Origin of the sequence: Litorisediminicola beolgyonensis (assembly GCF_042679605.1) — a bacterium.
Classification (GTDB): domain Bacteria; phylum Pseudomonadota; class Alphaproteobacteria; order Rhodobacterales; family Rhodobacteraceae; genus Litorisediminicola; species Litorisediminicola beolgyonensis.
The window spans coordinates 1-15,773 of sequence record NZ_JBHTMU010000058.1 but is presented as its reverse complement, the minus strand read 5'-3'; the positions used below and the strand labels follow the sequence as shown (position 1 = coordinate 15,773).

Annotated in this window: 14 protein-coding genes; 6 read left to right on the top strand and 8 right to left on the bottom strand. The window is 67.8% G+C overall.

What is annotated here, in order from left to right:
- Nucleotides 1-246, top strand: a 246-nt coding sequence (locus ACFQ4E_RS19440; protein WP_386806198.1) for a DUF2087 domain-containing protein, incomplete at its 5' end; no start/stop codon positions are given.
- An 87-nt stretch (nt 247-333) separates the two neighbouring features.
- Nucleotides 334-1,113 (top strand): enoyl-CoA hydratase-related protein, encoded by a 780-nt coding sequence (locus ACFQ4E_RS19435; RefSeq protein WP_386806197.1) that lies wholly within the window; start codon nt 334-336, stop codon nt 1,111-1,113.
- A gap of 85 nt (nt 1,114-1,198) precedes the next feature.
- Here the strand turns inward: ACFQ4E_RS19435 and gltA are convergent, their stop codons facing one another.
- Nucleotides 1,199-2,494 carry a citrate synthase gene (gene gltA, locus ACFQ4E_RS19430; protein WP_386806196.1) on the bottom strand — a complete coding sequence of 432 codons (1,296 nt, stop codon included), beginning with the start codon at nt 2,492-2,494 and terminating at the stop codon, nt 1,199-1,201.
- Between the two features lie 97 nt (nt 2,495-2,591).
- Complete coding sequence (gltX, locus tag ACFQ4E_RS19425) at nt 2,592-4,001, bottom strand: glutamate--tRNA ligase (protein WP_386806195.1); 1,410 nt, start codon at nt 3,999-4,001, stop codon at nt 2,592-2,594.
- A gap of 92 nt (nt 4,002-4,093) precedes the next feature.
- Between gltX and ACFQ4E_RS19420 the strand changes: the two genes are divergently transcribed.
- Complete coding sequence (locus ACFQ4E_RS19420; protein ID WP_386806194.1) at nt 4,094-6,250, top strand: ComEC/Rec2 family competence protein; 2,157 nt, start codon at nt 4,094-4,096, stop codon at nt 6,248-6,250.
- A 9-nt stretch (nt 6,251-6,259) separates the two neighbouring features.
- On the opposite strand, the gene lexA is transcribed toward ACFQ4E_RS19420, so the two are convergent.
- Nucleotides 6,260-6,958: a transcriptional repressor LexA gene (gene lexA, locus ACFQ4E_RS19415; RefSeq protein WP_386806193.1), complete on the bottom strand. Its 699-nt coding sequence runs from the start codon at nt 6,956-6,958 to the stop codon at nt 6,260-6,262.
- A 227-nt stretch (nt 6,959-7,185) separates the two neighbouring features.
- Here lexA and typA point away from each other — a divergent pair, with 227 nt between their 5' ends.
- The 3 genes from typA to ACFQ4E_RS19400 are packed head-to-tail and all read left to right on the top strand — an operon-like array spanning nt 7,186 to nt 10,077.
- Nucleotides 7,186-9,003, top strand: a complete 1,818-nt coding sequence (gene typA / locus ACFQ4E_RS19410) for a translational GTPase TypA (RefSeq protein ID WP_386806192.1) — start codon at nt 7,186-7,188, stop codon at nt 9,001-9,003.
- The gene (locus ACFQ4E_RS19405) at nt 9,000-9,341 is read left to right on the top strand and encodes a cupin domain-containing protein (protein ID WP_386806191.1); all 342 of its coding nucleotides are present in this window, start codon (nt 9,000-9,002) and stop codon (nt 9,339-9,341) included. The genes typA and ACFQ4E_RS19405 overlap by 4 nt, the downstream gene beginning before the upstream one ends.
- A gap of 55 nt (nt 9,342-9,396) precedes the next feature.
- Nucleotides 9,397-10,077 carry a DUF6639 family protein gene (locus ACFQ4E_RS19400; RefSeq protein WP_386806190.1) on the top strand — a complete coding sequence of 227 codons (681 nt, stop codon included), beginning with the start codon at nt 9,397-9,399 and terminating at the stop codon, nt 10,075-10,077.
- Between the two features lie 8 nt (nt 10,078-10,085).
- On the opposite strand, the gene ACFQ4E_RS19395 is transcribed toward ACFQ4E_RS19400, so the two are convergent.
- The 5 genes from ACFQ4E_RS19395 to recA form a co-directional block, all read right to left on the bottom strand.
- A complete protein-coding gene (locus tag ACFQ4E_RS19395; RefSeq protein ID WP_386806189.1) occupies nt 10,086-10,391 on the bottom strand; it encodes a DUF1330 domain-containing protein in 306 nt (101 codons plus the stop codon).
- A gap of 31 nt (nt 10,392-10,422) precedes the next feature.
- Nucleotides 10,423-10,707 (bottom strand): DUF1330 domain-containing protein, encoded by a 285-nt coding sequence (locus ACFQ4E_RS19390; protein ID WP_386806188.1) that lies wholly within the window; start codon nt 10,705-10,707, stop codon nt 10,423-10,425.
- 1 nt (nt 10,708) lies between these two features.
- The gene (gene alaS, locus ACFQ4E_RS19385) at nt 10,709-13,369 is read right to left on the bottom strand and encodes an alanine--tRNA ligase (protein WP_386806187.1); all 2,661 of its coding nucleotides are present in this window, start codon (nt 13,367-13,369) and stop codon (nt 10,709-10,711) included.
- 88 nt (nt 13,370-13,457) lie between these two features.
- The gene (locus ACFQ4E_RS19380; protein ID WP_386806186.1) at nt 13,458-14,312 is read right to left on the bottom strand and encodes an EamA family transporter; all 855 of its coding nucleotides are present in this window, start codon (nt 14,310-14,312) and stop codon (nt 13,458-13,460) included.
- Between the two features lie 129 nt (nt 14,313-14,441).
- A complete protein-coding gene (gene recA / locus ACFQ4E_RS19375) occupies nt 14,442-15,488 on the bottom strand; it encodes a recombinase RecA (RefSeq protein WP_386806185.1) in 1,047 nt (348 codons plus the stop codon).
- Between the last annotated feature and the right edge of the window lie 285 nt (nt 15,489-15,773).

Genomic DNA, 15,773 nt, shown 5'->3' with positions numbered 1-15,773 from the left:
GCGGTGCTGCCCGCGCGCGAGACGCTGAGCGAGCGCGAGATCAGCGCAAGGATCGATGCCGCGACCGCGCTTGGTGACGCGGCGCAGCTTCGGCGCGGCCTGATCGAGCACGGGCTTGCGCGGCGCAGCCGCGACGGCAGCGCCTACACGCGCATCGAACAGGCGCCGCCGCCCGAGGCCCTCGCGCTTCTCGACGCGCTCAGGGCGCGGCGCGGGGCAGGGGGCGATCCCGGCGCGGGTCTCTGACGCAGCGTTGCGCTTTGCCTTCGCGGCGCCGGGATGGTTCAAAGGGGGCGACAGACCCCGCGCCCTTTGAGACAGGACCAGACCGACATGCAGTACGAGGCCATCACCTACGCGCTCGACGAGGGCGTCGCGATCATCACCCTCAACCGGCCCGAGCTGCGCAACGCGCTCAACTCCCAGATGCGGGCCGAGATCACCGACGCGATCAAGCGTGCCGACCGCGAGGCGCGCGCCATCGTGCTGACCGGGGCCGGGGACAAGGCCTTCTGTTCGGGGCAGGATCTTGGCGACAGCCGCTCGGCGGCCACGCTCGATGTGGAGCGGACGCTGCGCGACGAGTACGAGCCGATGCTGCGTGCCATCGTCGAATGCCGCCTGCCGGTGATCGCCGCGGTGAACGGCGTCGCGGCCGGGGCCGGGGCCAACCTCGCGCTGGTCTGCGACATCACCATCGCCGCCGAGAGCGCGAGCTTCCTGCAGGCCTTCACCCGGATCGGCCTCATTCCGGATGCGGGCGGTACCTGGACCCTGCCGCGCCAGATCGGCCTGCAGAAGGCGATGGGCGCGGCGCTTTTCGCCGAGCCGGTCAGCGCGGCGCAGGCCGAGGCCTGGGGCATGATCTGGGAAGCGGTGCCCGATGCCGAGTTCGACGCCCGCTGGCGCGCCCGCGCCCGTCAACTCGCCACCGGTCCGACCGAGGCCTATGCCCGCGTGAAGACCGCGCTCCGTGCCTCCTCGGGCAACAGCCTTGAAGAGCAGCTGGCGCTCGAGGCGCAGCTTCAGGGCCAGTGCGGACGCAGCCGGGATTTCCGTGAGGGCGTGATGGCCTTTCTCGAGAAGCGCCCCGCCGTCTACGAGGGTCGCTGACCCGCCGCCAGGTGTCCCAGCTCACGAAAAAGGGCCGCTGCCACTCTGGCAACGGCCCTTTCTTCAGTCCGATCCGAAGCCGCGTTCAGCGGTCTTCGATGTCGATGTAATCGCGCGTGGTCATGCCGAGATACAGCTGGCGCGGACGGCCGATCTTGTTCTGCGGATCGCCCAGCATTTCCTTCCACTGGCTGATCCAGCCCACCGTCCGGCTCACGGCGAAGATCGGCGTGAACATGGAGGTCGGGAAGCCCATCGCCTCGAGGATGATGCCCGAATAGAAATCGACGTTCGGGAAGAGCTTCTTCTCGGAGAAGTAGTCGTCCGCGAGCGCGGCCTCTTCCAGCGCCTTGGCGGTGGCGAGGACCGGATTGTTCTCGACGCCCAGGAGATCGAGCACCTCGTCGGCGGATTGCTTCATCACCTTCGCGCGCGGGTCGAAGTTCTTGTAGACCCGGTGGCCGAAGCCCATCAGGCGGAAGGGATCGTTCTTGTCCTTCGCGCGGGCGATGTATTCGGGGATGTTGTCGGGCGAGCCGATCTCCTTGAGCATCTCGAGGCAGGCCTGGTTGGCGCCGCCATGGGCCGGGCCCCAGAGACAGGCGATGCCGGCCGCGATGCAGGCGAAGGGGTTGGCGCCGGAGGACGAGGCCAGACGCACCGTCGAGGTCGAGGCGTTCTGCTCGTGATCGGCGTGCAGCGTGAAGATGCGGTCCATCGCGCGGGCGAGGATCGGATCGACGATGTATTCCTCGGCCGGGACCGCGAAGCACATGTGCAGGAAGTTGGCCGCGTAATCGAGATCGTTGCGCGGATACACGAAGGGCTGGCCGATCGAGTACTTGTAGGCCATCGCCGCGATGGTCGGCATCTTCGCGATCAGCCGGTGCGAGGCGATCTCGCGCTCGCGGGCGTCGTGGATGTTGGTCGAGTCGTGGTAGAAGGCCGACATCGCACCGACCACGCCGACCATGGTGGCCATCGGGTGCGCGTCGCGGCGGAAGCCACGGAAGAAGTTGTGCATCTGCTCGTGGATCATGGTGTGACGGGTCACCATGTTCTCGAAATGCTCGAGCTGTTGCGCCGTCGGCAGCTCGCCGTAGAGCAGGAGGTAGCAGACCTCGAGGTAATGCGATTTCGACGCGAGCTGGTCGATGGGGTAGCCGCGATGCAGCAGCTCGCCCTTGTCGCCGTCGATGAAGGTGATGGTCGAGTCGCAAGACGCGGTCGAGGTGAAGCCCGGGTCGTAGGTGAACACGCCCGCCTGCGCGTAGAGCTTGCGGATGTCGATGACATCCGGGCCCGCGGTGGGAGAGTAGATCGGCAGCTCGTAGCTGTCGTCACCGATGGAGAGCGTCGCGGTCTTGGAACTTTCGGCCATGGGCAGATCCCTTCAGTCTGTTCGGCAGGAACGCGTCGCCCCGCCATGTTCTTCGGTCCGCGGCCCCCCGTGGGTGCCGCTTGGGGCCCGCCCGGCCTCAGCCGGCCGGTTGCCCGGCGTGCTTGAGCCTGGCCAGCGTCTCATCGCGTCCCAGGACAAGCATCATATCGAACACGCTGGGGGTTGCCGTCCGCCCAGCCAGAGCGGCGCGCAACGGCCCTGCAAGCTTGCCGAATTTCGTGTCCCGAGCTTCGGCGAAACTGGCGGTGAGGGCCTCCAGATCGTCTCGGGTCCAGCTAGCATTTTGCAACTGCGGCGTCAATTCACTCAGTATACCACGGGATACCGGATCGAGCGCCTTCGCCGCCTTCTCGTCCGGCTCGATCGGGGTCTCCGTCAGCGCGAAATGCGCCTTTTCAATGAGTTCCGGGAGTGTCTTCGCGCGGTCTTTGAGGCAATACATCGCCCGCATCAGCGCGTCTTTCTGCGGACTGGTCAAGGGGTTTTTGCCCGCGGCGTCGAGGAAGGCCTCAATTTCATGCAGCAGCGCAGCATCCTCGGCCATCGCGATGTGCTGGCCCGAGACGTTTTCGAGTTTCTTGAAGTCGAGCCGCGCCGGAGAGCGCCCGATTCCGTCGAGATCGAACCACTCTTTGGCCTCTGCGTCGGTGAAGACCTCGTCATCGCCATGCGACCAGCCGAGCCGCGCGAGATAGTTGCGCATCCCCGATGCCGGATAGCCCATGACCTGGTATTCCTCGAGCCCGACCGCGCCGTGGCGCTTGGAGAGCTTCTTGCCGTCCGGCCCGTGAATGAGCGGGATATGGGCGTAGACCGGAAGGTCCCAGCCCATCGCGCGGTAAATCCCTATCTGCCGCGCGGCGTTGTTGAGGTGATCGTCGCCCCGGATCACATGGGTCACGCCCATGTCGTGATCGTCGACCACCACCGCGAGCATGTAGACCGGCGTGCGGTCCGAACGCAGGAGGATCATGTCGTCGAGCTGGTCATTGCCGATCCGCACATCGCCCTGGACCACGTCCCGGATCAGCGTCTCGCCCTCCATCGGCGTCTTCAGCCGGATGGCGTAGGGCGCGTCAGGATGGGTGGCGGGATCGGCGTCGCGCCAGGGGCTCTGGAACAGTGTCGAGCGGCCCTCTGCGCGGGCGGCTTCGCGGAAGGCCTCGATCTCTTCCTGGGTGGAGAAGCACTTGTAGGCCTCGCCGTTTTCGAGAAGCGCGCGCGCCACCTCGGCATGGCGGTCGGCGCGGGCGGCCTGGCTGACCACCTCGCCATCATGGTCGAGCCCCAGCCAGTCGAGCCCCTTCAGGATCGCCGCCGTCGCTTCGGGCGTGGAGCGCGCGCGGTCGGTATCCTCGATCCGCAAGAGGAACTTGCCGCCGCGGCCCCGGGCATAGAGCCAGTTGAAGAGCGCAGTGCGCGCCCCGCCGATATGCAGGTAGCCGGTCGGAGACGGGGCGAAGCGGGTGACGACGGGCGCGGACATCGGGCGGATTAACCTCCGGGTAACCAAGGGGGCGATACTGTCCGGCGATGCTTACAGGAGCGTGGGCCGGAAGGACAAGCGGGGGCGGCAGGATGACGTGGCTGCGATCGCCGATCCCCGGACAGCACGGCGCGCTGTTCCCTTGGGCGCCGGTCTTCCTGGCGATGGGGATCGGTCTCTATATCTCGCTCCGGCAGGAACCGCCGGTGGCGCTGCTCTGGGTCTCCGGCGGCGCGGGTCTCGCCGGTCTCGTGCTGGCGCGCCGCGTCGGCGCGACGCTCGGGCCGCTGATGACCGCGCTTGCGCTTGTCACACTGGGCATGGCGCTGGCGGGCGCGCGCGCGCATCGGGTCGCGGGGCCGGTGCTGGACTATCGCTATTACGGGCCGATCGAGGGGCGCGTGGTCGCGATCGACCGCTCCTATTCCGATGCGCTGCGCCTGACGCTCGACCGCGTGGTGCTCTTCGACACTGCGCCCGACCGGACGCCGCTCCGGGTCCGGGTGTCGCTCCATGGCGATCAGCGCTGGCTCGACCCCGAGCCTGGCATGACCGTCATCCTGACCGGACATCTCTCTGCGCCGAACGGTCCGGCCGAGCCGGGCGGGTTCGATTTCCGCCGTCATGCCTGGTTCCAGCGCATCGGCGCGGTTGGCTACACGCGCACGCCCGTCCTGATGATCGAGCCCGCGGGCCGGGGCGTGGTGCTCGCGCGGCTGCGAACGCGGCTGGCCGACCGGATCAAGGCGCGGCTCCCGGGAGAGACCGGAGGCTTCGCGGCGGCGATCCTGACCGGCGACCGCTCCGCCGTCGGGCGCGAGACGCTCTCGGCCCTGCGCGACAGCAACCTCGCGCATCTCCTCGCGATCTCTGGCCTGCATATGGGGCTCCTGGCGGGCACGGTCTTCGGGGCGCTTCGATTGGCGCTCCTGTCGGTCCCGGCCCTGGGCTTGCGGGTGCCCGCCAAGAAAATTGCCGCGCTCGGCGCGCTGGCGGCCGCGGGGGGATACCTGGCGCTCTCGGGGGCCAATGTGGCGACCGTGCGCGCCTTCGTGATGGTCGCGGTGATCCTTGGCGCGGTGCTTGTCGACCGGCGCGCGCTGTCGCTGCGCGCGGTGGCGCTCGCGGCCACGATCCTCTTGGTGATCACGCCCGAGGCGCTCTTCGGTTCCGGTTTCCAGATGTCCTTCGCGGCGACCACCGCGCTTGTCGTCGTCTTCGGGCTGATGCGCGGCAAGTTGCGCGGCTGGCCCGCGCCGCTGCGCTGGGGAGCGACGCTGGTCCTGTCCTCGGCGGTGGCGGGCGCCGCGACCGCGCCGGTCGCCATGGCGCAGTTCAACCGGATCGCGGAATACGGGCTTCTGGCCAATCTCGCTTCGGTGCCCTTGATGGGCGCGCTGGTCATGCCGTCCGGCGTCGCGGCACTGGCGCTGATGCCCTTCGGCGGCGAGGCGCTGCCGCTCTGGGTCATGGGTAGGGGGCTCGACTGGATCCTGTGGGTGGCAGAGAGCGTGAGCGCGCTGCCCGGCGCGGTCGGCCACGTTCCGGCACCGCCCGGAGCGGTCTTGCCGCTCCTCGCATTCGGAGCGCTCGTTCTGTGCCTCTGGCAGGGACGGGCGCGGATCGCGGGGCTTGCGCCCTCTCTCGTCGCGGTCTGGCTCTGGGCCGGGGCGGAGCGTCCGGTGCTTCTGGTCTCGGGCGACGGGGCGCTGGTCGGAGTGATGACCGAGGCGGGCCGTGCCCTCAGCCGCGAAAGTGGCGCGGGCTTCGTGGCGGGTATCTGGCTCGAGAACGATGGCGACGGGGCAGACCAGGCCGAGGGCTTCGCCCGCTGGCCGGGAGCCTCGGGCAAGAGCTGGGCAGTGCTGGAGCGCGGGACGCTGCGGCTCAGACATCTGCGCGGCAAGACCGGGCTGGAGCGCCTCGGGCGCTGCGCCGCGGGCGAGATCGTGGTGACGGATCGCGAGGCCGATGTTTCGGGGGGGTGTCTGCTGCTGTCGGCGAAAGAGCTCGCGGCGACCGGCGCGGTCGCCTGGTATCCTGACGGCGCGGGGCTGCGCGCCGTCACGACAGGCGAGATATCCGGGCAGCGTCTCTGGACGCCGAAACTGGATCAGGAAAACCCGGCAAGAAGCTGGGATATAAGGGAAACGCCCCTCGGTTTCGCTGCGAAACAGGAGGGGCGTCAAGCCCGCTCAGGCGGCCTTCGCAGCCTTAACATGCGCCGACATGCCCTTGAAAACAGGTGACTTCCCGGTTCAGTAGGTCCGGATCAGCCCCACCAGCCGCCCCTGCACCGCGACCTGCCCGGCGGGCAGGACGCGCGGCTCGTAGGCGGGGTTCGCCGCCTCAAGAACCACGCGGTCGCCATCGCGGCGATAGCGCTTCAGCGTCGCTTCGTAGCCGTCGACCTGCGCCACGACGATGTCGCCATTGTCGGCGCTGCTGGTTTCGAGGATCACGACCACGTCTCCGTCATTGATCCCGGCGTCGATCATCGAGTCGCCCTTGACCTCGAGCGCGTAGTGCTTGCCGCGCCCCGAGAGCATCTGACCGGGCACCGAGATCGCGGGCGGATTGTCGTTGATCGCCTCGATCGGCACGCCTGCGGCGATGCGGCCGAGGATCGGCAGCTCCGTCGACAGGCCCGGCTCGAGCGGATGGGCGCGTGCGGGCAGGGTGTCGGGTCGGTCGCCGTCGATCACCTGCGGCTGGAACCCGGCCTGCGGCGTCCCCGCGAGCGCGTCGGGAAGCTTCACGATCTCGATGGCGCGGGCGCGATGCGCGAGGCGGCGGATGAAGCCGCGCTCTTCCAGCGCGGTGATCAGCCGGTGGATGCCCGACTTGGAGCGCAGATCCAGCGCTTCCTTCATTTCGTCGAAGGAGGGCGGCACCCCGTCGCGCGCCATCCGCTTGTTGATGAAATCGAGAAGGTCGAGCTGTTTCTTCGTGAGCATCCTGCGGCTCCCTGTCCGGTGTGTCGCGGTTTGTTCTATTCGTGTTCCCGTTTTGTGTCAACGTGGCTGTGGATATCTTCCTGATGGAAAAGCGCTTTCCCTGCCGGGTTGAGTCCGCCGCGCAACAGGACGCTGCGCCGCAGGGCAGAATAAGCGCTGGCCTTTCGGCGCGGTCGCGGCTAGGCCCGCGCGCGACACCTTATATTCCCGGACAAGGCACCCACCCAATGGACCTGCGCAACGTCGCGATCATCGCCCATGTCGACCACGGCAAGACCACGCTCGTCGACGAACTCCTCAAGCAATCGGGCGCGTTCCGAGAGAACCAGGCCGTGGCCGAGCGGGCGATGGACAGCAACGACCTCGAACGCGAGCGCGGGATCACCATTCTCGCGAAGGCGACGAGCGTCGAGTGGAAAGGCACCCGCATCAATATCGTCGACACGCCCGGCCACGCCGATTTCGGCGGCGAGGTCGAGCGCATCCTGTCGATGGTGGACGGGGTCGTTCTGCTCGTCGACGCGGCCGAAGGCCCGATGCCGCAGACCAAGTTCGTGACCTCCAAGGCGCTGGCCTTGGGGCTCCGCCCGATCGTGGTGCTGAACAAGGTCGACAAGCCCGATGCCGAGCCCGACCGCGCGCTCGACGAATGCTTCGATCTCTTTGCCAATCTCGGCGCCGACGAGGACCAGCTCGATTTCCCGCATCTCTATGCCTCGGGCCGCTCCGGCTGGGCGGATGCCGATCTCGACGGTCCGCGCAAGAACCTCGACGCGCTGTTCCGGCTGATCGTCGATCACGTTCCCGCGCCGCGCCAGATCAAGCGTCAGGGCGAGGATTTCCGCATGCTGGCCACGACGCTCGGTGCCGATCCCTTCGTAGGCCGCATCCTGACGGGCCGGGTGGAGAGCGGCACGCTCAAGGTCGGCGCGACGGTGCAGGCGCTGGCGCGTCACGGCCAGAAGATCGAGCAGTTCCGCGTCACCAAGATCCAGGCCTTCCGGGGTCTCGGCCAGCAGGACATCGAGGCCGCTCAGGCGGGCGACATCGTCTCCATCGCGGGCATGTCCAAGGCGACCGTGGCCGATACGATCTGCGCGCTCGCCGTGGAAGAGCCGCTCGATGCGCAGCCCATCGATCCGCCGACGATCACCGTGACCTTCGGCATCAACGACAGCCCGCTCGCGGGCCGCGACGGCAAGAAGGTGCAGTCCCGCGTGATCCGCGAGCGCCTGCTGAAAGAGGCCGAGAGCAACGTCGCGATCAAGGTCAAGGACACGCCGGGCGGCGAGGCCTTCGAGGTCTCGGGCCGCGGCGAATTGCAGATGGGCGTGCTGATCGAGAACATGCGCCGCGAAGGGTTCGAGCTGTCGATCTCGCGCCCGCAGGTGATCATGCGCGACGGCGAGAACGGTCTCGAAGAGCCGGTCGAGGAAGCCACCATCGACGTCGATGACGACTATTCCGGCGCGGTAATCGAAAAGCTCACAGGCGCGCGCAAGGGCGAGCTCGTCGAGATGAAACCCGCGGGCGCTGGCAAGACCCGCATCATCGCGCATGTGCCCTCGCGCGGGCTTATCGGATATCACGGCGAGTTCCTGACCGACACGCGCGGCACTGGCGTTCTGAACCGCGTGTTCCACGGCTGGACGCCGCACAAGGGCGCGATCCCGGGCCGGCGCGCAGGTGTCCTGATCTCCATGGAGAACGGCGTCTCGGTGGCCTATGCGCTCTGGAACCTCGAAGAGCGCGGCCGGATGTTCATCGGCGCGCAGGCGCCGGTCTATACCGGTATGATCATCGGCGAGCACAGCCGCGACAACGATCTCGAGGTGAACCCGCTCAAGGGCAAGAAGCTCACCAACGTCCGGGCGTCCGGCACCGACGACGCGGTGCGCCTGACGCCGCCGATCACGCTCAGCCTCGAAGAGGCCATCGCCTATATCAACGATGATGAGCTGGTCGAGGTGACGCCGAACGCGATCCGCCTGCGCAAGCGCTATCTCGATCCGCACGAGCGCAAGCGGATGTCGAAGACCGCATGAGCGGCGCCCGGGTCAGCCGTGCCGCCGAGCGCGACAGGCCCAACCGGGTGATCGGGCGTGACCTCGGGACCGAGGTCACGCTTCTCCTGGTCTCGATCGACGAGATCGGCGGAGGCCCGGGCCTGCATTGGCATCCCTATGACGAGGTCTTCTCGATCCAGGAGGGCCGGGCGCGCTACACGGTGGGCGACGCGGTGATCGAGGCCGGTCCGGGCGACGTGGTCTTCGGGCCTGCCGAGGTGCCGCACCGGTTCGAGGTCATCGAGACTCCGTTCCGGGCGACGGACATCCACCTGAGCGCCGAGTGGATCCAGACCGAGGTCGAGACCGGCGACTGAACACTCCCGGCCGGAAGTGCTGCCCCTGGCGCGCGGTTTGGGCTAGGCTTGGAGGATGACCGGGAGCAGGAGCCATATCGCGGCGGTCCTGGCGCTGATCGGCGCGGGGGCGGGCGCTGCGGCCGACGAGCTGGCCTGCGGCGATCTGGGCGTCACCGTCGCGGCCGAGACCGAGGCGCTTGGTGTGCAGATCTGCGATCATGTCGAGGCGGCCTTCGCGATCCTCGGCGCCTGCGACCTGCCGCGACCCGATCCCGGTCTGCGGATCGAAACCGTGTCCGAGCTGCGCGCCGATTGCGTCGGGCTCTTCCACTGCGGCGAGGCGCTGATCGAGGTCCTGACGCCCGAGCAGCTCGCCGAAAAACGCTCCAAGACCAATCTCTTCGCCGAGATACCTCTTGCGGAGTATTTCCGGAGCGTCGTCCTGCACGAGGTCGTGCATGCGGCCTATGACGGCACCGACTGTCCCTATGACGATTGCCCGGCGACCGCAGAATACCTGGCCTACGCGCTGCAGATCGGCGCGCTGTCGCCTGAGCATCGGGCACCCTTCGAGGCCGGTGGCGGGGCGGAGGCGCAAGTGCCGCGCGATGCGATCAACGCGATGGTGCTCTTCATGGCGCCAGACCGCTTCGCGATGAGGGCCTGGCAGCATTACAGCCAGCGCGAGGACCCGTGTGGCTACCTGCAAGGGATATTTTCCGGCGTCACCGTGTTCGATCACGCCGGGCCATAGGCGCGGTGTTACTCGTTGATCTCGACGATGATCAGGTCGCGCTCCGAGGCGTTCCGGGCATGGCTCAGCGCTTCCTGGTAGGCGTCCGAGTGGTAGCAGGTCTCCGCGGCTTCGACCGAGGGGAAGCGGGCGACGACGTGGCGGCTCTTCTCGGTGCCGTCCGAGGCGGTATTGCCTTCGAGCGTCACGAAAGCGCCGCCGCGCGCGATGAACGCGCCGCCATGGGCGGCGATGGCCGGGCCTGCGAGCTTGGCATAGGCGCCGTAGGCATCGGCATCGGTGACATGGACATGGGCGATCCAAAGGGCGGGCATGGGGGCACTCCTGTCGGAAAGGGAAAAGGGGTCAGACGCCGTCGACGAAGACAAGCGTGCGGCGCGAGGCGCTGAGCGCGATATGGAGAAGGCGCTGGTAGTCGTCCGAGCCGTACCACGCCTCGGCCGAGGCGCGGTCGGGGAAGCGGATCACCGCGTGGCGGTCGGGGGCGGAGCCCTCGACCACGCTCTGCGCGCCGCCCTTGACCAGGAACTCGCCGCCGAACGGGGCGACGCTCGCCTCGGTGTGGCTGGCGTAGTTCACGTAGTCCTCGGGGTCGGTCACCTCGACGCTGGCGATCACGTAACAGGCCATTTCATCCTCCGATCACGGCTTCCGCCGCCTTGATCGCGGCGTCGGCATTCTCTGCCGAGGCCGCGCCGCCCTGAGCCATGTCCGGGCGACCGCCGCCGCCCTTGCCGCCAAGCTCGGCCACCGCCGCCTTGACCAGATCGACCGCCGAGAGCGTGCCCGCAAGGTCGTCGGTGACCCCGGCGGCCACGGCGGCCTTGCCGTCGGCATCGGCGATCAGGAGGATCGCGCCGCTCCCGAGACGCTTCTTGAGCTCGTCGATCAGCGGGCGCAGGTCCTTGCCCGAGACGCCCGAGAGCACCTGCGCGAGGAACGGCACGCCGTTCACGTCGCGGGGCTCGGCGCCGCCCGTGGCCGCACCGCCTCCGGCCATCGCGAGTTCGCGGCGAAGCTGCGCGACCTCGTTGGCAAGCGCGCGGCGCTCGTCCATCAGCGCGTGAACCCGGTCGGACAGCTCGCCCGGCGCGGTCTTGAGCGTCGAGGCCAGGCCCGAGACCAGACGGTCACGCTCGCGCAGATGGTCGAGCGCGGCCTCGCCGGTCAGCGCCTCGATCCGGCGGACGCCGGCCGAGGACGCGCTGTCGCCCAGGCAGACGAACAGGCCGATCTCGCCAGTGCGGCCCACATGGGTGCCGCCGCACAGCTCGATCGAGTAGGTCGCGCCGTTGCCGCCCTTGCCCGAGGTCTCGTCGATGCCCATCGACACCACGCGGACCTCGTCGCCGTATTTCTCGCCGAAGAGCGCCTGCGCGCCGAGGCCCCGCGCGTCGTCGGGCGTCATGATCCGGGTCTCGACGGGGGCGTTCTGGCGGATGTAATCGTTCACCTCGCGCTCGACCTGGTCGATCTCGGTCGCCGAGAGCCCCTTGGCATGGCTGAAGTCGAACCGCAGGCGGTCGGGCGCGTTCAGCGAGCCGCGCTGCGCGACGTGATCGCCAAGCGCGCGGCGGAGCGCCTCGTTCAGAAGGTGCGTGGCCGAGTGGTTGGCGCGGATCGCCGAGCGGCGGGCGTGATCGACCTCGAGCCGCGCGGCCTCGCCCCGGCTGATCTTGCCCTCCGTCACCTCTGCAATGTGCAGGAAGACGCCCGCGACCTTGCGGGTGTCGGTGACGCGAGCGCTGCCGTTCTCGGTCGAGATGGTGCCGGTATCGCCGACCTGACCACCGGATTCGGCGTAGAAGGGCGACTGGTTCAAGACGAGCGTCACCTGCGCGCCGGTCTCGGCGCTCGCGACCTCGGCCCCGTCCGCCACCAGCGCAAGGATCTGGCCCTCGGCGGTCTCGGTGTCGTAGCCGAGGAAATCGGTCGTGCCCTTGGTCTCGGCGATGTCGTACCAGATCGTGGCGTCGGCGGCCTCGCCCGAGCCCGACCAGGCGGCACGGGCCTTGGCCTTCTGCTCGGCCATCGCGGCGTCAAAACCATCGGTGTCGACCTCGCGCTTGCGCTCGCGCAGCGCGTCCTGCGTCAGGTCGAGCGGGAAGCCGTAGGTGTCGTAGAGCTTGAAGGCGGTCTCGCCGGGGAGGGCTGCACCCTCGGGAAGGTGGCCGAGCTCCTCATCCAGAAGCTTCAGGCCACGGTCGAGCGTCTGCTTGAACCGGGTTTCCTCGTTCTTCAGCGTCTCCTCGATCAGCGGCTGGGCGCGGCCGAGCTCGGGATAGGCGCCGCCCATCTTGGCGACAAGCGCCGGGACGAGCCGCCACATCACCGGGTCCTTGGCGCCCAGCATATGCGCGTGACGCATCGCGCGGCGCATGATCCGGCGGAGCACATAGCCGCGCCCGTCATTCGACGGCATGACCCCGTCGGCGATCAGGAAGGAGGTCGAGCGCAGGTGGTCGGCGATCACCCGGTGGTGCATCTTGCCGGGCCCGTCGGGATCGGTGCTGGTCGCATGGGCCGAGGCCTCGATCAGCGCGCGCATCAGGTCGGTGTCGTAATTGTCGTGCTTGCCCTGCAGGAGCGCGCCGATCCGCTCGAGCCCCATGCCGGTGTCGATCGACTGGATGTCGAGTTCGCGCATCGAGCCGTCCTCGAACTGCTCGTTCTGCATGAAGACGATGTTCCAGATCTCGATGAACCGGTCGCCGTCCTCCTCGGGGCTTCCCGGAGGGCCGCCCCAGATATGCTCGCCGTGATCGTAGAAGATCTCGGTGCAGGGGCCGCAGGGACCGGTCGGGCCCATCTGCCAGAAATTGTCCGAGGTCGCGATGCGGATGATGCGGCTGTCGGGAATGCCGACCTTTTTCCAGATCTCGAAGGCCTCGTCATCGGTGTGGTAGACGGTGGCGTAGAGCCGGTCCTTCGAGATGCCGAAATCGCGGGTGATGAGCTCGTAGGCGAAGGGGATCGCTTCGGTCTTGAAATAGTCGCCGAAGCTGAAATTACCCAGCATTTCGAAGAAGGTATGGTGCCGCGCGGTGTAGCCTACATTGTCGAGATCGTTGTGCTTGCCGCCGGCGCGGACGCATTTCTGCGCGGTGGTGGCGCGGGTGTAGTCGCGGGTCTCGACCCCGGTGAAGAGGTTCTTGAACTGCACCATGCCGGAGTTCGCGAACATCAGCGTCGGGTCGTTGCGCGGGACCAGCGGAGAGGAGGGCACCACGCGGTGGCCCTGGCTCTCGAAATACTTGAGGAAGGTCGAGCGGATATCGTTCAGGCTGGGCATGTCTGGGTCGCGGTCCGGCGTTATTTTTCTCGTGTTCGCGTTGGTGTAGCGCCGGGGGGCGGGGCTGTCCATTGCGCGCGGGCACGGGTCAGCTCGTGGCGAGAAGGACCACGCCCGCGAAGATCACCGCCGCCCAGCCGAGCCGCCGTGCCAGGTCGCCCTCGCCGAGAAGCAGCGAGCCCGCGAGAACGGCGAAGAGCACCGAGGTTTCGCGCAGGGGCGCGACATAGACCACCGGCGTGAAGGTGATCGCGACCAGCACGAGGATATAGGCCAGCGCGCTGAAGATCGCGATGCCGGTGACCTCGGCGCGGTGGTCGCGCCAGAGCGCCGCGACCCGGTCGCGCCTGCGGTTGGCCAGGGGCGCCAGAAGCACGACGCGGCCGAGCGACGAGGCGTAGTCCACCAGAAGCGGCGGGATGGCGAGCGCGGTGACCGCGTAGGCGTCGGCGATGGTGTAGCTGCCGATGAAGGCGCCGGTGGCGAGCCCGAAGGCGAGGCTCAGCGCCGCGGCGCGGCTCCGGCGCCGGAACCCGCCGGTGAGCATGAAAACCCCGAAGACGATCACCCCGGCGCCGAGGATCAGCGTGCCGTTGACCTCTTCGCCCAGCAGAAGCACCGCCAGCACGCCCGACAGGATCGGGCCGGTGGCGCGCGCGGTGGGATAGACCATGCTCAGGTCACCGGCGCGGTATCCGGCCTGGAGGACGAGGAAATAGCCCAGGTGCAGCGCGGTGGAGAGCGCGATGGCGAGCGCGGCGAGCGGCGAGGGGTCCTCCCAGCGCAGCACCGCCCAGAGGGCGAAGGGCGCGTAGAGGATCACCGTGACCAGCGAGAAGAGCCACAGAAGCTCCGCCCCGGCGTTCAGCCGCTTGACCAGCAGGTTCCAGGTCGCGTGGCAGAGCGCGGCGGCAAGAACGAGCAGGAAACCTTCGGGCGACATGGGACGCGGACCTCGTGAACGCCGGAGTGATCCCGTGCAGGCCCGCGCGCGTCAAGGGCGCCCGACGCAAAACGCCCCGGCACGGAGGCCGGGGCGTCGGATCGTGTGGCGCTCGATGGCAAAGGGCGGTCAGCCCTCCATCACCTCGCCGTCGTCTTCTTCGGACATGTGGAAGTCGAGCCCATGAGCGGCGCGGATCTTGTCCTCGATGTCATAGGCGATCTGGGTGTTTTCCTTGAGGAAGTTCTTGGCGTTCTCACGACCCTGGCCGATGCGCTCGTCGCCGTAGGAATACCAGGCGCCCGATTTCTCGACCACGCCGGCCTTCACGCCCAGGTCCAGAAGCTCGCCGGTCTTCGAGATGCCCTCGCCATACATGATGTCGAACTCGACCTGCTTGAAGGGCGGGGCGACCTTGTTCTTGACGACCTTGACGCGGGTGGCGTTGCCGACGACCTCGTCGCGGTCCTTGATCGAGCCGATGCGGCGGATGTCGAGACGCACCGAGGAGTAGAACTTGAGCGCGTTGCCGCCCGTCGTGGTCTCGGGCGAGCCGAACATGACGCCGATCTTCATGCGGATCTGGTTGATGAAGATCACCATGCAGTTCGAGCGCGCGATCGAGCCGGTGAGCTTGCGCATGGCCTGGGACATCAGGCGGGCATGCACGCCGACCGAGCTGTCGCCCATGTCGCCCTCGAGCTCGGATTTCGGAGTCAGCGCCGCGACCGAGTCGACGATAACCATCGACACCGCGCCAGAGCGCACCAGCGTGTCGGTGATCTCGAGCGCCTGCTCGCCGGTATCGGGCTGCGAGATCAGCAACTCGTCGAGATCGACGCCGAGCTTCCTGGCATATTGCGGGTCGAGCGCGTGCTCGGCATCGACAAAGGCGCAGACGCCGCCCTTTTTCTGCTCCTCGGCCACGCAATGCAGCGTGAGCGTGGTCTTGCCCGAGCTTTCGGGGCCGTAGATCTCGATGATGCGGCCCTTCGGCAGGCCGCCGATCCCGAGCGCGATGTCGAGCCCGAGCGAGCCGGTCGAGGTCGCCTCGATATCGGCGAGCTTGTTGTCGCCGCCGAGCTTCATGATCGAGCCCTTGCCGAACTGCCGTTCGATCTGGGCCAGAGCGGAGTCGAGCGCTTTTTGCTTATCCGCGGTCCGCTTGCTGTCCATGGAGAGAAGATCCGCCATATCTTGTGCCTTTCGATCCTTGTGACACACCCGCTTGCGGGCGTCCATAGCTGCTTCGTTCACCTCTTGTTCTCGCCTGTATGAGATCAAAAGAAGAACAAATCAAGTAAAATCCCACCGCATCAGCATTTTCTGAAAAGGGTGAAGAATCGGTTAGCGGCGCAAAATTCGACGCGCAGCGCGAAAACGTGACCGGGCCAGCGCGTCAGCGCGTCACCGGGGGCGTGGTCCGACCGGGCCAGCGCGTCAGCGCGTCACCGGGGGCGT

Coding starts and splice junctions, on each gene's coding strand:
- recA (WP_386806185.1), bottom strand. CDS start 15,488: ATGGACAGCAAGCGGACCGCGGATAAGCAAAAAGCGCTCGACTCCGCT.
- ACFQ4E_RS19405 (WP_386806191.1), top strand. CDS start 9,000: ATGAGCGGCGCCCGGGTCAGCCGTGCCGCCGAGCGCGACAGGCCCAAC.
- lexA (WP_386806193.1), bottom strand. CDS start 6,958: ATGCTCACGAAGAAACAGCTCGACCTTCTCGATTTCATCAACAAGCGG.
- alaS (WP_386806187.1), bottom strand. CDS start 13,369: ATGCCCAGCCTGAACGATATCCGCTCGACCTTCCTCAAGTATTTCGAG.
- ACFQ4E_RS19380 (WP_386806186.1), bottom strand. CDS start 14,312: ATGTCGCCCGAAGGTTTCCTGCTCGTTCTTGCCGCCGCGCTCTGCCAC.
- ACFQ4E_RS19420 (WP_386806194.1), top strand. CDS start 4,094: ATGACGTGGCTGCGATCGCCGATCCCCGGACAGCACGGCGCGCTGTTC.
- ACFQ4E_RS19435 (WP_386806197.1), top strand. CDS start 334: ATGCAGTACGAGGCCATCACCTACGCGCTCGACGAGGGCGTCGCGATC.
- gltX (WP_386806195.1), bottom strand. CDS start 4,001: ATGTCCGCGCCCGTCGTCACCCGCTTCGCCCCGTCTCCGACCGGCTAC.
- ACFQ4E_RS19390 (WP_386806188.1), bottom strand. CDS start 10,707: ATGGCCTGTTACGTGATCGCCAGCGTCGAGGTGACCGACCCCGAGGAC.
- ACFQ4E_RS19400 (WP_386806190.1), top strand. CDS start 9,397: ATGACCGGGAGCAGGAGCCATATCGCGGCGGTCCTGGCGCTGATCGGC.
- gltA (WP_386806196.1), bottom strand. CDS start 2,494: ATGGCCGAAAGTTCCAAGACCGCGACGCTCTCCATCGGTGACGACAGC.
- ACFQ4E_RS19395 (WP_386806189.1), bottom strand. CDS start 10,391: ATGCCCGCCCTTTGGATCGCCCATGTCCATGTCACCGATGCCGATGCC.
- typA (WP_386806192.1), top strand. CDS start 7,186: ATGGACCTGCGCAACGTCGCGATCATCGCCCATGTCGACCACGGCAAG.